Genomic DNA, 17,956 nt, shown 5'->3' on the forward strand with positions numbered 1-17,956 from the left:
ACCAGATGGGTTACCGCATCCTTTTTCTTTGGTTTACGCACAGGTCGCAGAGCAGGAAAGACAATGGCAGAGAAGTTTGATGTAGTGGTGATTGGCGCTGGTGCCGCCGGGCTGATGTGTGCCGCTGAGGCGGGTAAGCGCGGGCGCTCTGTCTTAGTCGTGGATCACGGGAAGAAGCCGGGCCGGAAAATCCTGATCTCCGGTGGTGGTCGCTGCAACTTCACCAACTACGATGTGACGGCCGGGAACTATGTCTGCCGCAACCCGCATTTTGCCAAGTCTGCACTGGCCCAGTATACCCAGTGGGATTTCATCGCCATGGTGTCTAAATATGAGATTGCCTATGAAGAGCGTGACCATGGCCAGCTGTTCTGTCTGGATTCTGCTAAAGACATTGTGGAGATGCTGCTCAAAGAATGCGACCTGCCAACGGTTCAGCAGCGTTACCGCTGCGATGTGCATGACATTACCCAAACCGATGACGGCTTCACCCTGATGCTTAATACCGACACCGTGCACTGTGAATCTCTGGTGATCGCGACCGGCGGCCTGTCGATGCCGAAACTGGGTGCGACGCCTTTCGGTTATCAGGTCGCGGAGCAGTTTGGTCTCAAGATGGTGCCGACCACGGCCGGACTGGTCCCGTTCACGCTGCATGTCGAAGATAAAGACGCTTTTGCTGATCTGTCCGGGATTGCCGTGCCTGCGGTCGTCACCGCAGAAGACGGCACCAGTTTTAAAGAAAACATCCTCTTTACACACCGGGGCCTGTCTGGCCCGGCAATTTTGCAGATCTCGTCTTACTGGAAACCGGGGCAGGCGGTCTCGATTGATTTGCTGCCGACGCTGAGTCTGGATGAAACCCTGCAGGCTATGCGCGACAAGCATCCGAACCAGAGCCTGAAGAATTCTCTGTCCCGACTGCTACCGAAACGTCTGATCGAAGCCATGCTTGAACGTGGTGATATTGAAGACAAGCCACTCAAGCAACTGAACCCGAAAGAGGTGCAGGCACTTCACGATTATTTCCATCAGTGGCGAATTGCCCCGAACGGTACCGAAGGTTACCGCACTGCTGAAGTCACCCTCGGCGGCGTGGATACCGACGGCCTGTCGTCGAAAACCATGGAAGCCAAAACGGTGCCGGGATTATATTTTGTCGGCGAAGTGATGGATGTCAGCGGCTGGCTTGGTGGCTACAACTTCCAATGGGCCTGGAGTTCTGGTTTTGTCGCCGGTCAGCATGTGTGAAAATGTTTAGGAACAATAAAGTTTGTACACTGTCGATAAAGTTTGTACAAAGGTCCATTTTGGAATAATAAAGTTTGTACACTAGACTATAATATACTGTATCGAATTGGATTGAGTATATGTTGTGGCTGGACGAAGAAAACTTGAGAAGCTCGCTGACTTCAAGCGAGCTTTGAAACAGAGTTATGGTTTAGGTGAGGGAGCCAGTTATACACCTTGGATAAGAGTTCAAGATGTTAAATCTCATGGTCATAGCGGTAAGATTGAAGGATTAAAATCAGGTCGAAGTCACCATACCCTATCGGAACAAGAGTCGTGTTTTTTCTACTTGGCTGAGTTTTCTGATTCAGTTATAGACATCCGGGAGCTGTTTCCTTTGCTTCCTCTCTCCCTCTCATTAAAAATCGCTCAATCACTTGGTATTGAGCACCCGAAACACCCTGTCACCAAAGATCCTGTCATCATGACCACCGATTTCCTTTTAACCTGTAGTGATGGTCAAAGGGTTTGGTATGAAGCTGTATGTGTTAAACCAAGAGAAAAACTGTCTGACAAAAGAACAGCCGAAAAACTAGATATAGAGCGGGTGTGGTGGGAGTTGCTTGGCGTCCCTTTTCACATATTTTATCTATCGGAGCTTAATCAGATTAAGTCCAAGAATATTCAATGGATTACAGACGCTAAACGCAAGAAATACCCATCAACACCGAATGAATTTAGAGATGTGGCCAAACGTCTGTTGACGATCGGAACTATGCAATTGAATGAAATCTGTGAAACATTTTCTCATGAAATTGGCATTTCGCAAGATGATGCCTTGATTTTGTTAAAGTCTCTGTTGGCTGACAAAGAAGTAACAGTTGACCTGTCTCGCCCTATCGTCCTATCAGGGATGATTGAAATCATGGAAATCAAGATAGATGGAAATTCAAAGCAACATGCAGCAAGTTGAGCTAAATAGTGTTTGGCAAATTGAAAGCTTGGATGGTCTCAATGATGGCCTATACCGAGTTTTACAGCAGCATACAGCGGATCGCATTATCATCTTGTTTCCTTTGGTCGAATCAAAGGCTTTGCAACGGCCAATCAAACTAGCTTTTGAGCTTTTTAGTGAGGCAATAAAAGTCGGTAAAGCTCAGCAAAGCCTGTATGAATTGCCTTATTACCAACTGCAATCTGAAGATGATATTTCAGAGAGTCATCTCGCCAAAAGAAATGAGAAATACTCACTGATCGTAGACTTAGTTTCTTCTTCTGATTTTTTACTTAATCTAGTTGACCAACCTCGCAGTACCTTGGTTTCGCAGCACGCAAAGGCGAACAACACATATGTACAGAATATATATAGATCACTGAATCTCTACTGGAAGTATGGCCAAGAGAGAAATGCACTTTTACCAAGCTACAAGAACTCAGGAGGGAGAGGGAAAACTAGGGCTGCTGGTAAAGTAAAACGTGGCTCACCAGTACAGTTATCAAGTCCTAGTATAGATGCTCCTATAGGAGTGAATACTACCGAAGCTGATAAGGCTTTGTTTCTTAAAGCAATGAAGCGGTTCGGTCTCAAAGGTGAAAAAATCCGATACAGCCGAGTCTATGACAAAATGCTCAAAGAATACTATGCAGATGAATTAATCGCTTCGGAATCTGAGTCTAGAGATGCAAGAGTGCCAAATTATAGAGCATTTGTTTATTGGGTTAAGAAACTAATCCCAGCACATACATTGATTCGTAAGCAGACCAATCAGGGTGATTTTGAACGAAATCGACGTAGTTTGAAGGGGGCCGCGACTGATCATACAGAAGTTCCTGGTAGTTGCTTTGAACTGGATGCAACGGTTTTAGATGTTCATATTGTTTCGGACTTTCAGAGGAATCATGTTTTAGGTAGGCCAACAGTTTACTGTGTGGTGGATAAAGAGAGTCGGATGATAGTGGGGCTTCATGTTTCAATGGAGTACGCTTCATGGAGAGCGGGACGACAGGCTTTAATTAACAGTTTTACTTCAAAGAAAGGGTATTGTGCTGAGTTTGGTATTGAAATAGATGAAACGGATTGGCCATGTCATCATATCCCTCAGCGGTTACTTTGTGACCGAGGAGAGTTCATTTGCAAAGATGCCGAGAACCTCGCGGTACCACTGATTGGTCACTTGAGTATTGCGCCGCCTTACCGAGCTGAGTTGAAAGGGATAGTTGAGCATCGCTTCAATATTTTGAATGAAAAGCTAGTTCATGAACTGTTGGGGACAACTAAGGGGCGACACTATATTAGAGGTGATAGAGACCCGAGATTAGATGCAGCATTAACACTTAGGGACGTAACGAAGCTACTTATTGATGCAGTATTGGAGCATAACAGCTCAATATTTAAAGACTTGGCCAAGCAGAGCACGTTACTTATAGAATCAGGACTTCCTCCAACCCCCTTTAATTATTGGAATCTACATGTGAAAGCGCAGAAGCATGCTTTGAGTAGAGCAGATGAAGCGCATGTTCGCGCTCGTCTTTTACCTGCCACTAAAGTAACCATGACGGGTAAAGGTATTAGACTTAATGACCAAATGTACTACGACTCGGGTCACCCTAGTTTTGATAGTTGGAAGGTCATTGCTAGAAATCATGGGTCATGGCCTCTCGATGCACTGATTGATCATGATAACTCTAGCTTTATATATGTCAGGCTTGAAGAAGAAAGCGGTTTTACACGGTGTAAGTTGATGAAAGAATCAGCTAACTTTTCCCATAGGCACCAAGCAGATATTTTGTATTTTGAAGATTGGCTTAAATTAGAGCAGAAAAAAGCCAGACCAACAGCGAAGTCGATAGAGCGTCACCAGAGAAGAAATCAGACTATCCAAAATGCAAAAGAGGAAGCTGCATTAGCTCCATCACTTAGCTCAAAATCTGAGAGAACAAAGGGCATGAAAGCGAGAAGGCGGGAAGCTATTCTCGCACAAAGGCTTGAGGATGGTGACACTCAATCTAGTCTGACAGAGCAGAATATGGAATCTGGTTCATCGGGTGAGTATATTGATAATAAAAAGAAAAAAGTAATATCGATGCTAAAGCGAAAAAAGGTTAATGATAATGAGATGTGAAAACGCTAGTTACCATGAAGCTATTTTGCCAGAGCACCGAGGTAACCCCTTAATTGAAGCTTTACCACCCAAAGTGGGTGATTCTGAATTAGTTGTAAAGTTGAGTAATTATCCTGAACGAAACCTTGATGAAACGAAATTAGAAGAGATTGAAAGGTTAGAGTACCTTACTCGACTGAAAGAGCTGAGGCAGCCTCTTCCACTCTATTTGGATGTCTTTAGGGCTATTGAAATGGCGATTTAGGAGGGATATTCAGCAAAAAACCCATTGTCACCAACGACGATGAATTACCTTCATTACTCATCTGATAGTCGTCCTGATGTTGAACCGAGAACAGGTTTTTTTAAACCGAAGGGCAGCGGTATAACAATCATAGGTGAAAGCGGTGTAGGAAAGACATGCATGCTTGAACAAGTGCTCAACTGCTTTCCAGATGTCATCGAACACCGATATTACCAGAATAAAGTATTAGCAATTCCGCAAGTTGTTTGGATTAAAGTAGATTGTCCTGATGATTCAAGTGTGAAGGGACTCTGCCATCGCATTTTAGAGCAAATCGATCGAAAACTAAGTCTTCCTCCAACTAAACCAGCGGGAACCATTGCTCTATTGTTAGAGCAAATTGAAGCTAAAATGAAATCCAGTTTTCTCGGTGTCCTTGTTATTGATGAGATGCAAAACCTAAATCTCGCCAAAGCTGGCGGTGCTGATCGACTTCTGGGATTCCTGCATAACTTAGTCAATAATCTAGGAATACCGTTACTTTTTTGTGCCAACCCTCCGTTTGACACATTGTTAAGTAAAAGCTTTAAATCAGCGCGAAGAGCGGAAAGCAGTGGTTATTTCAACGTAGAGCTAATGAAAAATGACGATGAATGGGAGTTGTTTGTTGATGAACTTTGGTGTTTACAGTGGACGAATGTTGCGACGCCATTGACCCCTAGCTTGAGTAATAGACTTTACTCGTTGTCTGCTGGGAATATGGACTTGGCTGTTCGCATTTACTACGCCGCTCAAAAAGCCATTATAGGTTCATCTGATGAGAGGATTACTGAAGAGGTACTTGAGCTTGGTGCTAGTATAGCCGTACGCCTGACGAAAACACTTACGGAAGAGCTGAGGAAAAAGCAAAGGCTCTCTATTTTAAAAAGAAATAGAGAAGGAAGAAACTCAGATCCAAATGGTGATATAGGTGAGGGCCGTACGCAGGAAGAAGTCGTTAAAACACAGTCTAAGCCCGTGACAATTCCAGGAGATCTTACTCGTCCACACCACCCAGAGTTTGCTGAAGCATTAACTGAAGTTGGGCTAGCTGAAGATTTGATAGATAGGGTCTTGGATACCTCTCTTATTCAACGAGCAGCCCAAGATAGTGACCCGATTGAAAGCCTTCGTTATTCGGGGTTGTTATGTGATGACCCTTTAGAAACGTTTAGTTAGTGCAGTATGTTTGTTACACGCGCATTTGATGATGAGTTACTCTTTGGACGATTAGTTCGTCATTTTTGTTTATTAGGTGAGTCTTCAAGCCAATTTACTGAAAAAGTTTTAGCGTCTTCTAGGCATACGTTTCACCCTACGTTGACTGTAGGGGTATCGAAGCTATCCTCATTACTAAGAGATAGCGAATCTAAGCTTCTATATGAGCAAACTCTTGCGCCACTCTTCTTCTTTTTTTTACCTCAGCACTCACACGAGTTGCGAAAATCACTTCTGAATAATGATGGGAATAAGGCTTTGTGGGAAAGCCAGCTTGCTTCCTTTGGGCAAGGTAGTACAGTTTATCTGAAATGGTGCCATCAATGTGCCATTGAGGACATTTCCAATCATGGCGTTGCGTATTGGCACCGAAGTCATCAGATTTGTGGTATATCCACATGCTACAAGCATCGAGAGTTGCTGCAAGTAACTCGATTGAATTCAAGACAAAAGCTTGAACGAGGTTTGTTCCCTCCGCTAACAAGCCCACCTGAATCAAGCCCTTTAGACGTTGAAGTCAAGGTTGCCACCTATAGTTACAGCTTGTTAAAAATCTTGAGCAAGGAAATGAAGCCTTTTAATTGGGCGCAAGCATATCGTAATAGATTGGATGAGCTTGGGTATGTTACTCGTGGTAACCATGTAAGAAGGCAAGTGCTCTTCAAGGACTTCTTTAACTATGCTCATCCGTTTGCTGATTATGGTGACAATCCGTTACCAAAGCATATTCGAGACTATAGATATTTATCAGAACTATTACTTTCGATGAGCAGCCATCACCCATTTCGACATCTTTTATTTGGTTCGTGGCTATTTGAGCGTGCAGAAGATATTTTTGACTATGATGTCGTGAAAACAACAGTTGCAACGCAGGAGACTGTTAGTAAAAGTAAAGATATAGAACGTCAATGTCTTGCACTACTAAAGCAAGGCGAATCAATGGCTGAGGTCTATCGTATCACAGGAAAAAGCCGTTCTTACTTAAAGCGGATAGCTTTGCTAAATGGCGTGCCGATCAAACTAAAGCCAAGAATGTTAACCAATGGTATCAAAGATAAGATAATTAAATTAGCAACGCTATCAATGCATAGAAAGAGTATTTCCGAAATCTGTGGTGTTGGTATCGGTTCGGTAGAGCAAGTGATCTCTAGCAAGAATGGGCTTGTTGAGTGGAGAAAGCGTTGTCACTTTGAGTCTAAGCGACGTCGATGTAGGTTGGAGCTATTGCGTTATGTTGCCGTCAATTCGTCGTCACTCAGACGGGATATTAAATCTAAGTGTAATGCTGCTTTCTTCTGGCTTTACCATCATGACAAAAAATGGCTTGAGGGGATATTGCCTCAAGCCACGAAGCCGATAGGGTTTGGTAAGTTTCTCTGAGTTGTACTTCCTTATAGAGTGTCTTGATATTGTTTTACTAATTCTTTGGTATCAATGACCATATTCATCTCCATTTGACGCTGAGAATAATTGTATATCCACTCAAAAATTGGTGTTGCGGATTGGCGGAAGCTTTGCCAAAAATTCATATGTTGTTCAGTCACCTCTTCGATTTCATCCACTGATAACTTGCCAGTTACAATGTTTCGCCAAGAGGTGTGACATTCTTTAGTTAAGTCATTAGCGATGTTTAAATTTTGCCTATTCGTTATCCACTCATCTAGAAGCACGGAGATAAAGGGCGTAAATGGTGCAATAGTAAATATGATTGATTGGGATATTGTGTAGTTCAGGAGTAGGGCTAAGACAATTGGACTTACTATACTTGCAGCTAAAAGAGCGGTTAACAATGCTTGATACTTCTTACGAAGTTCACTTTCCCATGCAAAAGTTGAGTACGTCGCTATTACTTTTGCAACAGAGAACGGTACTGTGTCCAGTGAAGTCGACCACCAGTTTTCAAGTTCCTGTTTGTCGCTTGGTGTATTGCGAATCTGTTTCTGACTCAACTCAATGATTTTGCTTTTTGGGAGTTCGATATGGGTGGGTCTTACTCCGACAGCCATAACTAAATAATCATGCAAACGTTGAAGCGTACAACCTATATCGATCCATTTTGTAACTTGCAGCTTACCAAAGCTGCCTGCGAAGACTGATGCTAGAAGTAAACTCACAACATAAGGTGTAGGATCTATCTCTGGGGTGCCGTTGGAAAAAATGTACGCTGACGCTACTGTTTGTACGACAGCAAACAGCAATGTAGTTGACCATATTGCTGTTTTCCAAGCTTTTGCTTTTTTGTAGGCAAAGCGAAATGCTGTGCCAGCCTCAATGGCCTCAGTACTTTTCTGATTAGCTATGATATTTGTCATTTTTTATCCATATTGTGGGAAGTCGTTACCAAACACCTTGCGCCACTCTCCAATTGCTTTTTTGTGGTCTTCTTCTTTCTCAAACTCGCGGGCTGCTAGGGCTGTATTAAAATCTTTTTCCGCCTTTCGCGAAATTTTAGTCTTTTCATCCCAAGATAAAGTGTTCAAATTTCCTTGAATTCCTTTTGGATCATTAACATTCCACCAAATGTTGTCCTTTATGTATTGAAGGACATTGATGATGTTGATGTCGACGAACAGGCTTGCTTCGCCTTTTTCCGCAAAATAATTAAGAACCAAATTCTCTAAGAGATAAGACGACATTGAAGGCATCGTCGCTCTACGTTGCCAGTATTTAATTGCTCGGATCGCATTAAGAACATGACCACCACATTGCTGATTGATGTCAGTGACTCGCTGGCTATCTAGTCTTGGGTCTGTCTTTATCCAGTGACCGTTGCCGTCAGGAATGATGTAAAAGGTTTTTCCGTCGGCATCTTCAGTGGTAAAAAAGGCTGGAACAATGTCAAAATTCCAGTCATAACTTGTTAGTTTAAGTGTTGCTGCGTTTTGATTTCTGTGTAGTTCTGCTTTGCTATAGTGATTCAGTTCAGTCAATTTGCTAACAAACTGATTGATGACCTTACGCGAGTTGAGGCGATATGAGTAGTCATGGCGAAAGTTCTTATATTCAGGGGATTCAGTCGGTGTATTGATGTATACAGTACCGTCAAAACTCTCTTCCCATGTGCAGCCATGTGCCGACAGTGTGAAAATCATATCTATATCATCCAAGGGACGAATTTTCGTTCGTCTCGCAAAAGAACCAAAATTGATATCCTTATCGCTGTAAAGCGGAAAGAAATCAGTTAGCCCTTTTACTTGCCCTTTCAAATAATCTCGGCTGGAACGCGCTGTGGTTGTTTTCTTACTATCAATATTGACGTTGTCAGCCATAAATTGATTAAACGCAGAATTTACAGTTGTCGGCATATACCCTCCATGTTTTTTAATGCATCACTATAGATGATGCTCTTTTTTTAGATTACGTTGACATTTCGTTCATCGTCAAGCATTATTTTTGCATCACATGAAATGATGCAGGTGGCTTTTTGCTTGTAACACTAAAAGAAATCGCGGTAATTCGGTCAGGTCACCCTTTTCGAGGTTCGATAGAAGAAGCTTTAGAGGGGAACGGTTATGTCATTCAAACTCGAGACCAAAGCGTAGATGGGAAAATAAGTTGGTCGAAGCTTGTTCGTGCCGATGTTGCTGGGCGAAAAGAGCCTGAATGGCTTCAAGCGGGCGACGTAATATTTGCGGCGCGTGGAATAAGAAACCTTGCATCTTGGGTATCAGAAGGCGATTTGAGCGTGCTAGAGCTACCAGTGATCTGCTCGCCGCACTATTTTCAGATTCGCTTGAACTCCACAATAACGCTATTGCCAGAGTTTCTTGCATGGCAACTCAATCAATCGGTCGCACAACGTCATTTTCAGCAATCTGCCGAGGGTACAATGCAAGTGAGTATTCGACGTTCGGTACTAGAGGAAACGCCAATCACAATTCCGCCATTAGAAACGCAGCGAAAAGTGCTGTCGTTAAGCCAGCGAGCACATCGAGAAGAGCAAATATACCAAGAGTTAATCCAGTTACGACGGATGGAGATGCAAGCCATCGCCAATCAAGTTTTAAACGAACAATCAAAAAATAAGAGATAGAAAATGCCAAACTCTCCAATCAATCAAGAAGAAATCAACAAAGCCGTCTGGTCGGCGTGCGATACGTTCCGTGGCACCGTCGATCCATCCATCTACAAAGACTTCATCTTGACCATGCTGTTCTTAAAATACATCTCAGATGTACGCCAAGACAAAGTGGAAGAACTCACTACACAGTTCGGTGGCAACCAAGAAATGGTTGAAGCCATGCTTGCTAGCCAATCATTCAAAATTCCAGCAGGTTCAACCTTCTGGGATTTGTATGATGCACGTAATACCGCAGGTAACGGTACGCGTATTGACCAAGCGCTGCACGCGATTGAAGAAGCCAACGGCACCAAGCTAAAAGGCGTGTTCCAAGACATCAGCTTCAACACCGATAAACTGGGTGATGAAAAGCAAAAGAACGACATTCTACGCCATCTATTGGAAGACTTTGGTAAGCCAACCCTAAACCTACGCCCTAGCCGTGTTGGTTCGCGGGATGTAATTGGTAACGCATACGAATACCTGATCAAACACTTTGCCGCTGGCAGCGGTAAATCAGCAGGTGAATTCTATACCCCGCCAGAGGTATCGGATCTGCTTTCTATCATCCTAGAGCCACAACAAGGCGACAGCATTTGTGACCCTGCATGTGGTTCAGGCTCACTATTGATGAAGTGTGGTAAGCAAGTTCAAAAGAACTTTGGCGGCTCTAAGCAGTATGCACTGTTTGGTCAAGAAGCGATTGGCTCAACATGGTCACTGGCGAAAATGAACATGTTCCTGCATGGCGAAGACAACCACCGTATTGAATGGGGCGACACCATTCGTAACCCTAAGCTTCAAGACAGCAACGGTGGCTTACTGCACTTTGACGTAGTAACCGCAAACCCACCATTCTCGTTAGATAAGTGGGGACATGAAGATGCAGAAAGCGATCACTTTGGTCGCTTCCGTCGTGGCGTGCCACCGAAAACCAAAGGTGACTACGCATTCATCTCGCACATGATCGAGACTTTAAAGCCAGAGACTGGTCGTATGGGTGTAGTTGTGCCTCATGGCGTGCTATTCCGTGCATCTTCTGAGGGTAAAATCCGTCAACAACTGATTGAAGAAAACCTATTGGATGCGGTAATCGGTTTACCTGAAAAACTTTTCTTTGGTACGGGCATTCCTGCGGCAATCTTGATCTTCAAGAAGAAAAAAGACACCAACGATGTGATGTTCATTGATGCTTCGCGAGAGTTTAAGTCTGGCAAAAACCAAAACGTACTGACACAAGAGAACATCGACAAGATCGTCAAGACTTATCGCAGTGGCGACAACGTGGATAAGTACGCGTATGTGGCAACCCTTGATGAGATCCGTGAGAACGACTACAACCTGAATATCCCTCGTTACGTCGATACCTTTGAAGAAGAAGCGGAAATCGATTTGATGGCAGTGCGTAGTGAGCGTTTGGCGCTACAGACCGAACTAGCTGACCTAGAAGCAGAAATGGCAGGCTACCTAGAGGAGTTGGGTTATGGTGCCTAATGGTTGGGAAGTGAAATCACCATCAAAACTATTTAAATTATTTAGTGGTTTTGCATTTAAAAGCTCTGATGCAAAAGAATCAGGGGCAAAATGGTTAAAAATTGCCAACGTTGGTATAGGTGAAATCAAATGGGATGCAGATAGCTTCCTACCTGAACATTTTTTGTTAGAACATAAAAAATATCTACTTACTAAAGGGGATATTGTTGTGGCACTAACTCGACCAACTCTTGGTAATAAATTAAAAGTTGCAAGATTAACCAAAGATAGTGATACCTCATTACTTAATCAACGTGTAGCTAAGATCGTTTGTAAGGACAATGTTGATTCAGAGTTTACATTCCAAGTTCTCCGTAGCGATCAATTTGCATTTCGTATAAATGTAGGATTACTCGGAACTGATCCACCGAATTTAAGTGTTAAGGTACTAGAAGATTTTACGATTCCTGTCCCACCACTCCCAGAACAACGCAAAATCGCCCAAATCCTTTCAACATGGGATAAGGCAATTGCAACTACAGAAAAGCTGATTGATGCCAGCAAGCAGCAGAAAAAAGCCTTAATGCAGCAGTTGTTGACGGGTAAAAAGCGTTTGATTGATCCTGAAACGGGTAAAGCGTTTGAGGGGGAGTGGGAAGAGGTGCGACTGTCAGCATTATCCATTAAAGGAAAAGGCAACTTTACGGATGGCGATTGGATTGAATCTCCTTACATTGCTGATTCTGGTTGTCGACTAATACAAACAGGAAATATAGGTGTCGGTTGCTTTAAAAATAAGGCTAAAAAGTACATTTCTGAAGCAAGCTTTGTCAAATTGAAATGTAAAGAAGTAAAAGTTAATGATTTACTGATTTGTCGTCTAGCTGAACCCGCAGGGAGAGCTTGTGTTGTTCCAGATATAGGAGAAAGAAAAATGCTTACTTCTGTTGATGTAACAATAATGCGCGTAGACAAAACAAAGTCTTCACCTGAATACCTTAGTTACTTTTTCAGCTTAGATCACACACTATATACTGTTACGACACTCTGTGGTGGCTCAACTCGAAGTCGCATATCAAGAACGAATTTGGGGCGGATGAAAATCTTCTTGCCTGCACTTAATGAACAACAAAAAATCGCCGCAGTCCTCTCTGCTGCCGATAAGGAAATCGAATTGTTAGAAGCCAAACTTGCACACTTCATGCAAGAGAAAAAGGCGTTGATGCAGCAGTTGTTGACAGGCAAACGTCGTGTGAAGGTAGCGGAAACCGAAGCCGCTTAATTGAATAATCCCCTCATTCGAGGGGAGAATAGCAGATGTTCTCAAATGATTGAGTTGATAATAATATGAAAATAAAGGCATTAACATTAAAGAACTTCCGTGGTTTTAAAGAGTTTGAATGTACCTTTAAGCCTGGCATCAATGTATTGGTTGGTTTAAATGGGTTTGGTAAATCATCACTCCTTGATGCGATTACGGTGGCATACGGACAGTTTATGAGTGGATTTGGCACGAGTACCGACCGAGCCATCCGTGATAATGATATTCACTTGGGTAAAATTGCCTCGGGTGAACATGGTTTCACCATGGAATCACAATTTCCTGTTGTCGTTTCTGCTCAATCATTTGGTGATTATGTTGATGACTTCCCCATTGAGTGGTCTCGTGCGCGTAATACACAGAAAAGTACGGGAACCAAAGTATCTGAATTGGTTAATGTTGCTAAGCGCTTAGAAAAAATAGTCCAAGATGGGGCGCAACCACATCTGCCTGTTATTGCCTGCTATGGTACAGACAGACTTTGGAATCAGAGCTTTGATACTTCTAGCGACATGCCAAAATTGGGCAAGATGAGCCGCTTAGAGGGGTATCGTGATTGGGATAAGCCGAGCAGTGGTTACAAAACATTTGCCAGCTGGCTCTATCAAGAAACCATGGCAAGTTTTGAACAGTCGATGAAACAGCAGCAACAACGTATGTCTGGCAACCTGGTTTCGGGTAATGTCCATGAGGCTCGCCTAAACGCATTACAAAAAGCTATCAATGCTGTACTGGAACCATCGGGCTGGTCAAATGTTCATTACTCTGCAACTGAAAAACAAGTTGTGGCAACGCACGAAGTACAAGGTAATGTACCGATTTCACTGCTCAGTGATGGTGTGCGTAACATGATTGGTATGGTTGCTGATATTGCTCGCCGAGCGATCCAATTGAACCCTCATCAGGGGGAGCATGTGATTCGAGAGTCACATGGTATTGTATTGATCGATGAGGTGGATATGCATCTACATCCGCAATGGCAGCGCCATATTCTTGGTGGTTTACAAAAGGCGTTTCCAAAGATTCAGTTTATTGTGACAACCCACAGCCCGTTAGTTATCAGTGACATCAAAGGCGTGTATGTGAATTTGCTGGATAACCCAGAAAAAGCCACTCCAGTACCAGAATTATACGGTCAAGATGCCAACTCTGTTTTACTTGAAATCATGGATACGGATATCCGTAATGCTAAGGTCAATGAGAAATTGGGTGACTTGCTTGATGCTATTCATGACTCTGAAATCGATAGAGCAAAAGAACTTTTGACACGCTTAGAAGATGACTTACCAGCGAGTAACTTAGAACTATCTAAAGCAAAACTTTTGCTTCGTAAGAAGGAGCTAAAAATTGCGAAAGATAACTAAACGTGCAGGATACGAGCCACAAGAACTGACAGATTGGAAGCGCTCTAATCCGAATCAGCGATACCCACAGCTCAAAGACGGTGCTGTTCGCCAAGCCATAAGAACTGAAGCTCTTGCAGAACAATATTATTTATGTGGTCACTGCTGTCAGACTTTGTCTGGTGATGGCGATTGTCATAATGAACATGTTGAAGCACAAGATCTCAATCAGAATAGAACTCTAGATTTCAGCAACATTATAGCGAGCTGCAATACACTAAAGCAGTGTGGGGACTCTCATAAATCTCAACCTCTGCCACTTACACCATTAATGGCTCAATGCGAGACTGACTTAGTGTTTAAACTCAGTGGTCGTGTTTCAGGTAAAACTCCTGATGCTATTGAGACCATAAGAGTTTTAAATCTTGGGGATACAGAAAAAAATAATAAAAGCCTAATAGAAAAGAGAAAGCAGTTATCTTTCGCTTTGTTGACTGAGCATGCAATTGCTCCAGAGGATGAAGAAGACTGGGCAGAAGAACCAGAGCTGCTTGCAGATGTTATCAATGATCTCCTTACTCCTGATAATGGCAAACTAAAGCCCTTTGCACCTGTGGTTGCTAATGTATTAAGGCAATGGATTGCATAATGAATAACTCTAATCATCTGCCTAACTTCAAAGAAGAACAAAGCGCAAAAATCCCTGCACTAACTTTGCTTACTAACCTTGGCTATCAATTCATTTCGCCGAGTGAATGTATGGCAATGCGTGGCAACAAAACCACGGTGATTTTGCCGCAGGTTTTGCGCAAAGTATTGAGCTTTAAAACCTATTCATTCATGGGTAAAGAGCGTCATTTATCGCAAGCTGCGATTGATAAAATCGTACAAGAGCTTGCCAATCCTGCGATGAATGAAGGGCTAAAAGCGGCCAATGAAAAGCTCTATAACGCGTTAACCTACGGCATTAGCGTGACTGAGTTTGTCGAGGGTAAAAAAGCCAACCCAACCATTCAAATCATTGATTGGGACACGCCTGAAAACAACCAATTTCATTTCACCGAAGAGATGGAAGTTGATAACGCCCGTAGTACAGGTAAACGCATTCCTGACGTGGTCTGTTTCGTTAATGGCTTGCCTTGGGTGGTGATAGAAGCAAAACGCCCTGACAGCAGCATCAATGGTAAACCCACCATCACCGAAGGTATTTCGCAAAACATCCGCAACCAAAAAGTGGATGAAATTCCGCATCTGTTTGCTTACAGCCAACTGTTGTTGTCCATCAATGGACATGATGGCTTATACGGTACGTGCGGCACACCTGAGAAGTTCTGGGCGAAATGGAAAGAAGAAGACATCACCGAAAGCACCTTTGAACGCATTAAGAACACCCCACTGAATGACGCGCAACTGAATGCGATTTTCAGCCATCGCACGCCAGCGATCAAAGATGAATATCTATCACTGATTGCAGGCGGTGATTTGGTGGTGACAGACCAAGATCGCTTATTGGTATCCTTACTGCGCCATGACCGCCTACTAGAGCTAACCCGTTTATTCACATTGTTTGACAAAAAAGCAGGCAAGATTGTTGCGCGTTATCAGCAAGTGTTTGGCATTAAAGCCTTAGTGGAGCGCATCACCTCTTTTGATGACAAAGGCGCACGTAATGGCGGTGTGATCTGGCATACCACAGGTTCAGGCAAATCATTCACGATGGTGTTTTTGTCAAAAGCACTGATTTGGCTAAAAGAGTTAGCGAAATGCCGTGTTGTGGTTGTGACTGACCGTGTCGATTTAGAAGATCAGCTTGCTCGCACCTTTGCCTCTGGCGGCGCACTGTCAGATAAAGACAAAAAAGATGCAATGGCAACTACAGGTAAACGCCTTGCCGAGCAAATTGGTAAAGGCAATGAACGTATAATCTTCTCGATCATCAACAAGTTTGGTACGGCGATTAACCTACCAGAATGCTACAACGATAGTCCAGACATTATCGTATTAGTGGATGAGGGACACCGTAGCCAAAACGGTGAAAACAATATCCGAATGCAACAAGCCTTGCCAAAAGCGGCTTACATCGGCTTCACAGGTACACCCCTACTGCAAGACGATAAAACCGAGAACAAGTTCGGTAAGATCATTCACTCTTACACCATGCAGCAAGCCGTTGAAGATGGCACGGTGACCCCTCTGTTATACGAAGAGCGTATTCCTGATCTCAGCACCAACGACAAAGCCATTGATGCATGGTTTGACCGTATTACCGATACCCTATCGGAAAAGCAACGCGCTGACTTAAAGCGCAAGTTCGCTCAAAAAGGTCAGATCTACCAAACCGAAGGTCGCTTAGAGTTAATCGCGCACGATATTTCTGATCACTTCCAGAACTTCAAGCAGCAAGGTTTGAAAGGACAACTTGCTTGCGACTCTAAAGCCTCTGCGATCCGCTATAAGAAGCTTCTCGACCAAATCGGTAAAGTCACTTCAGTGGTTGCGATGTCACCACCCGATACCCGTGAGGGACACGATAACGTCGATAATGAAAGTACCGATCTGGTCCAAAATTGGTGGAAAGAGAACGTCGCACAGAAAGGCTGGAGCGATGAAAAAGCCTACACCAAACACATCATTGCAGAATTTGAAAAGGATGAAGGTCCCGACATTATGATTGTGGTCGATAAGCTTTTAACTGGCTTCGATGAACCTAAGAACACAGTATTGTATATCGACAAACCGTTAAAGCAGCACAACCTAATCCAAGCAATTGCACGTGTTAACCGCCTACACAGTAAAAAGCAGTTTGGTTATTTGATTGACTATCGAGGCATCCTCAAAGAGTTGGATACCACCATTGAAAAGTACCAAGACTTAGCTGAGCGCACCCAGGGCGGCTTTGATATCGATGATCTCAAAGGTTTATATAACCGCATGGATACCGAGTACAAGAAGTTGCCAGGTTTGTATGATGACCTATGGGCAATTTTTTCTGGTGTGAAGAACAAGCAAGATGGACAAGCACTTCGTCAGGCTTTGGCACCTAAAATTGAAAATATTGACGGTCAACTGACTGATACCAACTTGAAGTTGCGTAATGATTTTTATGATGCGCTGACAGCGTTTGCTAACTGCTTAAAAGTCGCATTGCAATCGGCTACGTATTTTGAAGATAAGAGTTTCGACAATAAGCGAGACCTTTACAAGATCACGCTGAAATCCATGAGTCAACTGCGCCAACAAGTACGCGCTGATGCAGAGGAAACCGTGGACTATGACGAGTATTCGGAAAATATTCGCTCCATGTTAGACAAGCACATTGCAGGCGTGTCGATTGAAGAGCCAGAAGGCGCTTATCTGGTTGGTAATATGGGCAAAGATGCCAAACCAGAGCAAATGACCGATGATGAAGCCAAAAACAAAAAGGATGTCATCACAGGTCGTGTGACCAAGATGATTGAGCAAGATTTAGCGGATGACCCGTATGCCCAAGAGTATTTCTCAAACTTGTTAAAGCAAGCCATCGAGAAAACCAAGGAGATGTTTGATAGCCCTGTTAAACAGTATCTTCTATTTGCGGATTTCGAGCAGCAGGTCAAAGACCGTGATGTAGCAGGATTGCCGACGGATCGCTTTGCAGAGCTTGACCCTAAAATCAAACGTCACGTTCAAGCCTACTATGGTCTGTTCCTAAAAGTGCTAGGTGAACCATCACCGCTAACGGAAGATCAATGCTTTAAGTATGCCTTAGACATTGATGGCATTGTGCGTAAAGCGGTTGCCGAGTTTTCAATTAACCCATCGGAGATTGAAAACCAAATTCGTTTAGGACTGCTGCCACTGCTGTTTAATGATGTGGGTATCGATAAAGCGCAAGCTATTATTACGGATGTTATTCAGATCACCCGTCTTGGCTTATCAGGTCACTAA

The 17,956-nt window shown here is 43.4% G+C and carries 12 protein-coding genes and 1 pseudogene; 11 read left to right on the forward strand and 2 right to left on the reverse strand.

The features are described 5' to 3' along the window. The first annotated feature begins 63 nt into the window (after nucleotides 1–63). The 5 genes and pseudogenes from L4174_RS00370 (at nucleotide 64) to L4174_RS00390 (ending at nucleotide 7,212) form a co-directional block, all read left to right on the forward strand. Nucleotides 64–1,251: an NAD(P)/FAD-dependent oxidoreductase gene (locus L4174_RS00370; protein ID WP_248144574.1), complete on the forward strand. Its 1,188-nt coding sequence runs from the start codon at nucleotides 64–66 to the stop codon at nucleotides 1,249–1,251. Between the two features lie 124 nt (nucleotides 1,252–1,375). Next, a complete protein-coding gene (locus L4174_RS00375) occupies nucleotides 1,376–2,203 on the forward strand; it encodes a TnsA endonuclease N-terminal domain-containing protein (protein ID WP_248144573.1) in 828 nt (275 codons plus the stop codon). Further along, nucleotides 2,172–4,352, forward strand: a complete 2,181-nt coding sequence (locus tag L4174_RS00380) for a transposase (RefSeq protein ID WP_248144572.1) — start codon at nucleotides 2,172–2,174, stop codon at nucleotides 4,350–4,352. Before L4174_RS00375 ends, L4174_RS00380 begins: the two co-directional genes overlap by 32 nt. Continuing rightward, nucleotides 4,342–5,793 (forward strand): annotated as a pseudogene (locus L4174_RS00385) (ATP-binding protein). Before L4174_RS00380 ends, L4174_RS00385 begins: the two are co-directional and overlap by 11 nt. A 6-nt stretch (nucleotides 5,794–5,799) precedes the next feature. After that, a complete protein-coding gene (locus L4174_RS00390; RefSeq protein WP_203496809.1) occupies nucleotides 5,800–7,212 on the forward strand; it encodes a TnsD family Tn7-like transposition protein in 1,413 nt (470 codons plus the stop codon). 11 nt (nucleotides 7,213–7,223) lie between these two features. Here L4174_RS00390 and L4174_RS00395 read toward each other — a convergent pair whose 3' ends face one another. Next, a complete protein-coding gene (locus L4174_RS00395; protein WP_157629874.1) occupies nucleotides 7,224–8,144 on the reverse strand; it encodes an S-4TM family putative pore-forming effector in 921 nt (306 codons plus the stop codon). A gap of 3 nt (nucleotides 8,145–8,147) precedes the next feature. Next, the gene (locus L4174_RS00400) at nucleotides 8,148–9,137 is read right to left on the reverse strand and encodes a nucleotidyltransferase (protein WP_228213368.1); all 990 of its coding nucleotides are present in this window, start codon (nucleotides 9,135–9,137) and stop codon (nucleotides 8,148–8,150) included. 119 nt (nucleotides 9,138–9,256) lie between these two features. Between L4174_RS00400 and L4174_RS00405 the strand changes: the two genes are divergently transcribed. The 6 genes from L4174_RS00405 (at nucleotide 9,257) to L4174_RS00430 (ending at nucleotide 17,956) form a co-directional block, all read left to right on the forward strand. Then, the gene (locus L4174_RS00405) at nucleotides 9,257–9,865 is read left to right on the forward strand and encodes a restriction endonuclease subunit S (protein ID WP_248144571.1); all 609 of its coding nucleotides are present in this window, start codon (nucleotides 9,257–9,259) and stop codon (nucleotides 9,863–9,865) included. A 3-nt stretch (nucleotides 9,866–9,868) separates the two neighbouring features. Beyond that, nucleotides 9,869–11,386: a type I restriction-modification system subunit M gene (locus L4174_RS00410; protein WP_248144570.1), complete on the forward strand. Its 1,518-nt coding sequence runs from the start codon at nucleotides 9,869–9,871 to the stop codon at nucleotides 11,384–11,386. Continuing rightward, the gene (locus tag L4174_RS00415; RefSeq protein ID WP_248144569.1) at nucleotides 11,376–12,647 is read left to right on the forward strand and encodes a restriction endonuclease subunit S; all 1,272 of its coding nucleotides are present in this window, start codon (nucleotides 11,376–11,378) and stop codon (nucleotides 12,645–12,647) included. Before L4174_RS00410 ends, L4174_RS00415 begins: the two co-directional genes overlap by 11 nt. Before the next feature lie 65 nt (nucleotides 12,648–12,712). Beyond that, on the forward strand, nucleotides 12,713–14,050 hold the full coding sequence (locus L4174_RS00420) for an AAA family ATPase (protein ID WP_203496815.1): 1,338 nt from the start codon (nucleotides 12,713–12,715) through the stop codon (nucleotides 14,048–14,050). Beyond that, a complete protein-coding gene (locus tag L4174_RS00425) occupies nucleotides 14,034–14,678 on the forward strand; it encodes a TIGR02646 family protein (protein ID WP_248144568.1) in 645 nt (214 codons plus the stop codon). Before L4174_RS00420 ends, L4174_RS00425 begins: the two co-directional genes overlap by 17 nt. Next, nucleotides 14,678–17,956, forward strand: coding sequence for a type I restriction endonuclease subunit R (locus L4174_RS00430; protein WP_248144567.1), 3,279 nt, complete (start codon nucleotides 14,678–14,680; stop codon nucleotides 17,954–17,956). The genes L4174_RS00425 and L4174_RS00430 overlap by 1 nt, the downstream gene beginning before the upstream one ends.

Origin of the sequence: Photobacterium sp. CCB-ST2H9 (assembly GCF_023151555.2) — a bacterium.
Classification (GTDB): domain Bacteria; phylum Pseudomonadota; class Gammaproteobacteria; order Enterobacterales; family Vibrionaceae; genus Photobacterium.

Bases quoted from the DNA above. Each gene is read 5' to 3' on its own strand.
- L4174_RS00415 (WP_248144569.1), top strand. From the start codon at position 11,376: ATGGTGCCTAATGGTTGGGAAGTGAAATCACCATCAAAACTATTTAAA.
- L4174_RS00400 (WP_228213368.1), bottom strand. From the start codon at position 9,137: ATGCCGACAACTGTAAATTCTGCGTTTAATCAATTTATGGCTGACAAC.
- L4174_RS00420 (WP_203496815.1), top strand. From the start codon at position 12,713: ATGAAAATAAAGGCATTAACATTAAAGAACTTCCGTGGTTTTAAAGAG.
- L4174_RS00380 (WP_248144572.1), top strand. From the start codon at position 2,172: ATGGAAATTCAAAGCAACATGCAGCAAGTTGAGCTAAATAGTGTTTGG.
- L4174_RS00430 (WP_248144567.1), top strand. From the start codon at position 14,678: ATGAATAACTCTAATCATCTGCCTAACTTCAAAGAAGAACAAAGCGCA.
- L4174_RS00395 (WP_157629874.1), bottom strand. From the start codon at position 8,144: ATGACAAATATCATAGCTAATCAGAAAAGTACTGAGGCCATTGAGGCT.
- L4174_RS00370 (WP_248144574.1), top strand. From the start codon at position 64: ATGGCAGAGAAGTTTGATGTAGTGGTGATTGGCGCTGGTGCCGCCGGG.
- L4174_RS00390 (WP_203496809.1), top strand. From the start codon at position 5,800: ATGTTTGTTACACGCGCATTTGATGATGAGTTACTCTTTGGACGATTA.
- L4174_RS00410 (WP_248144570.1), top strand. From the start codon at position 9,869: ATGCCAAACTCTCCAATCAATCAAGAAGAAATCAACAAAGCCGTCTGG.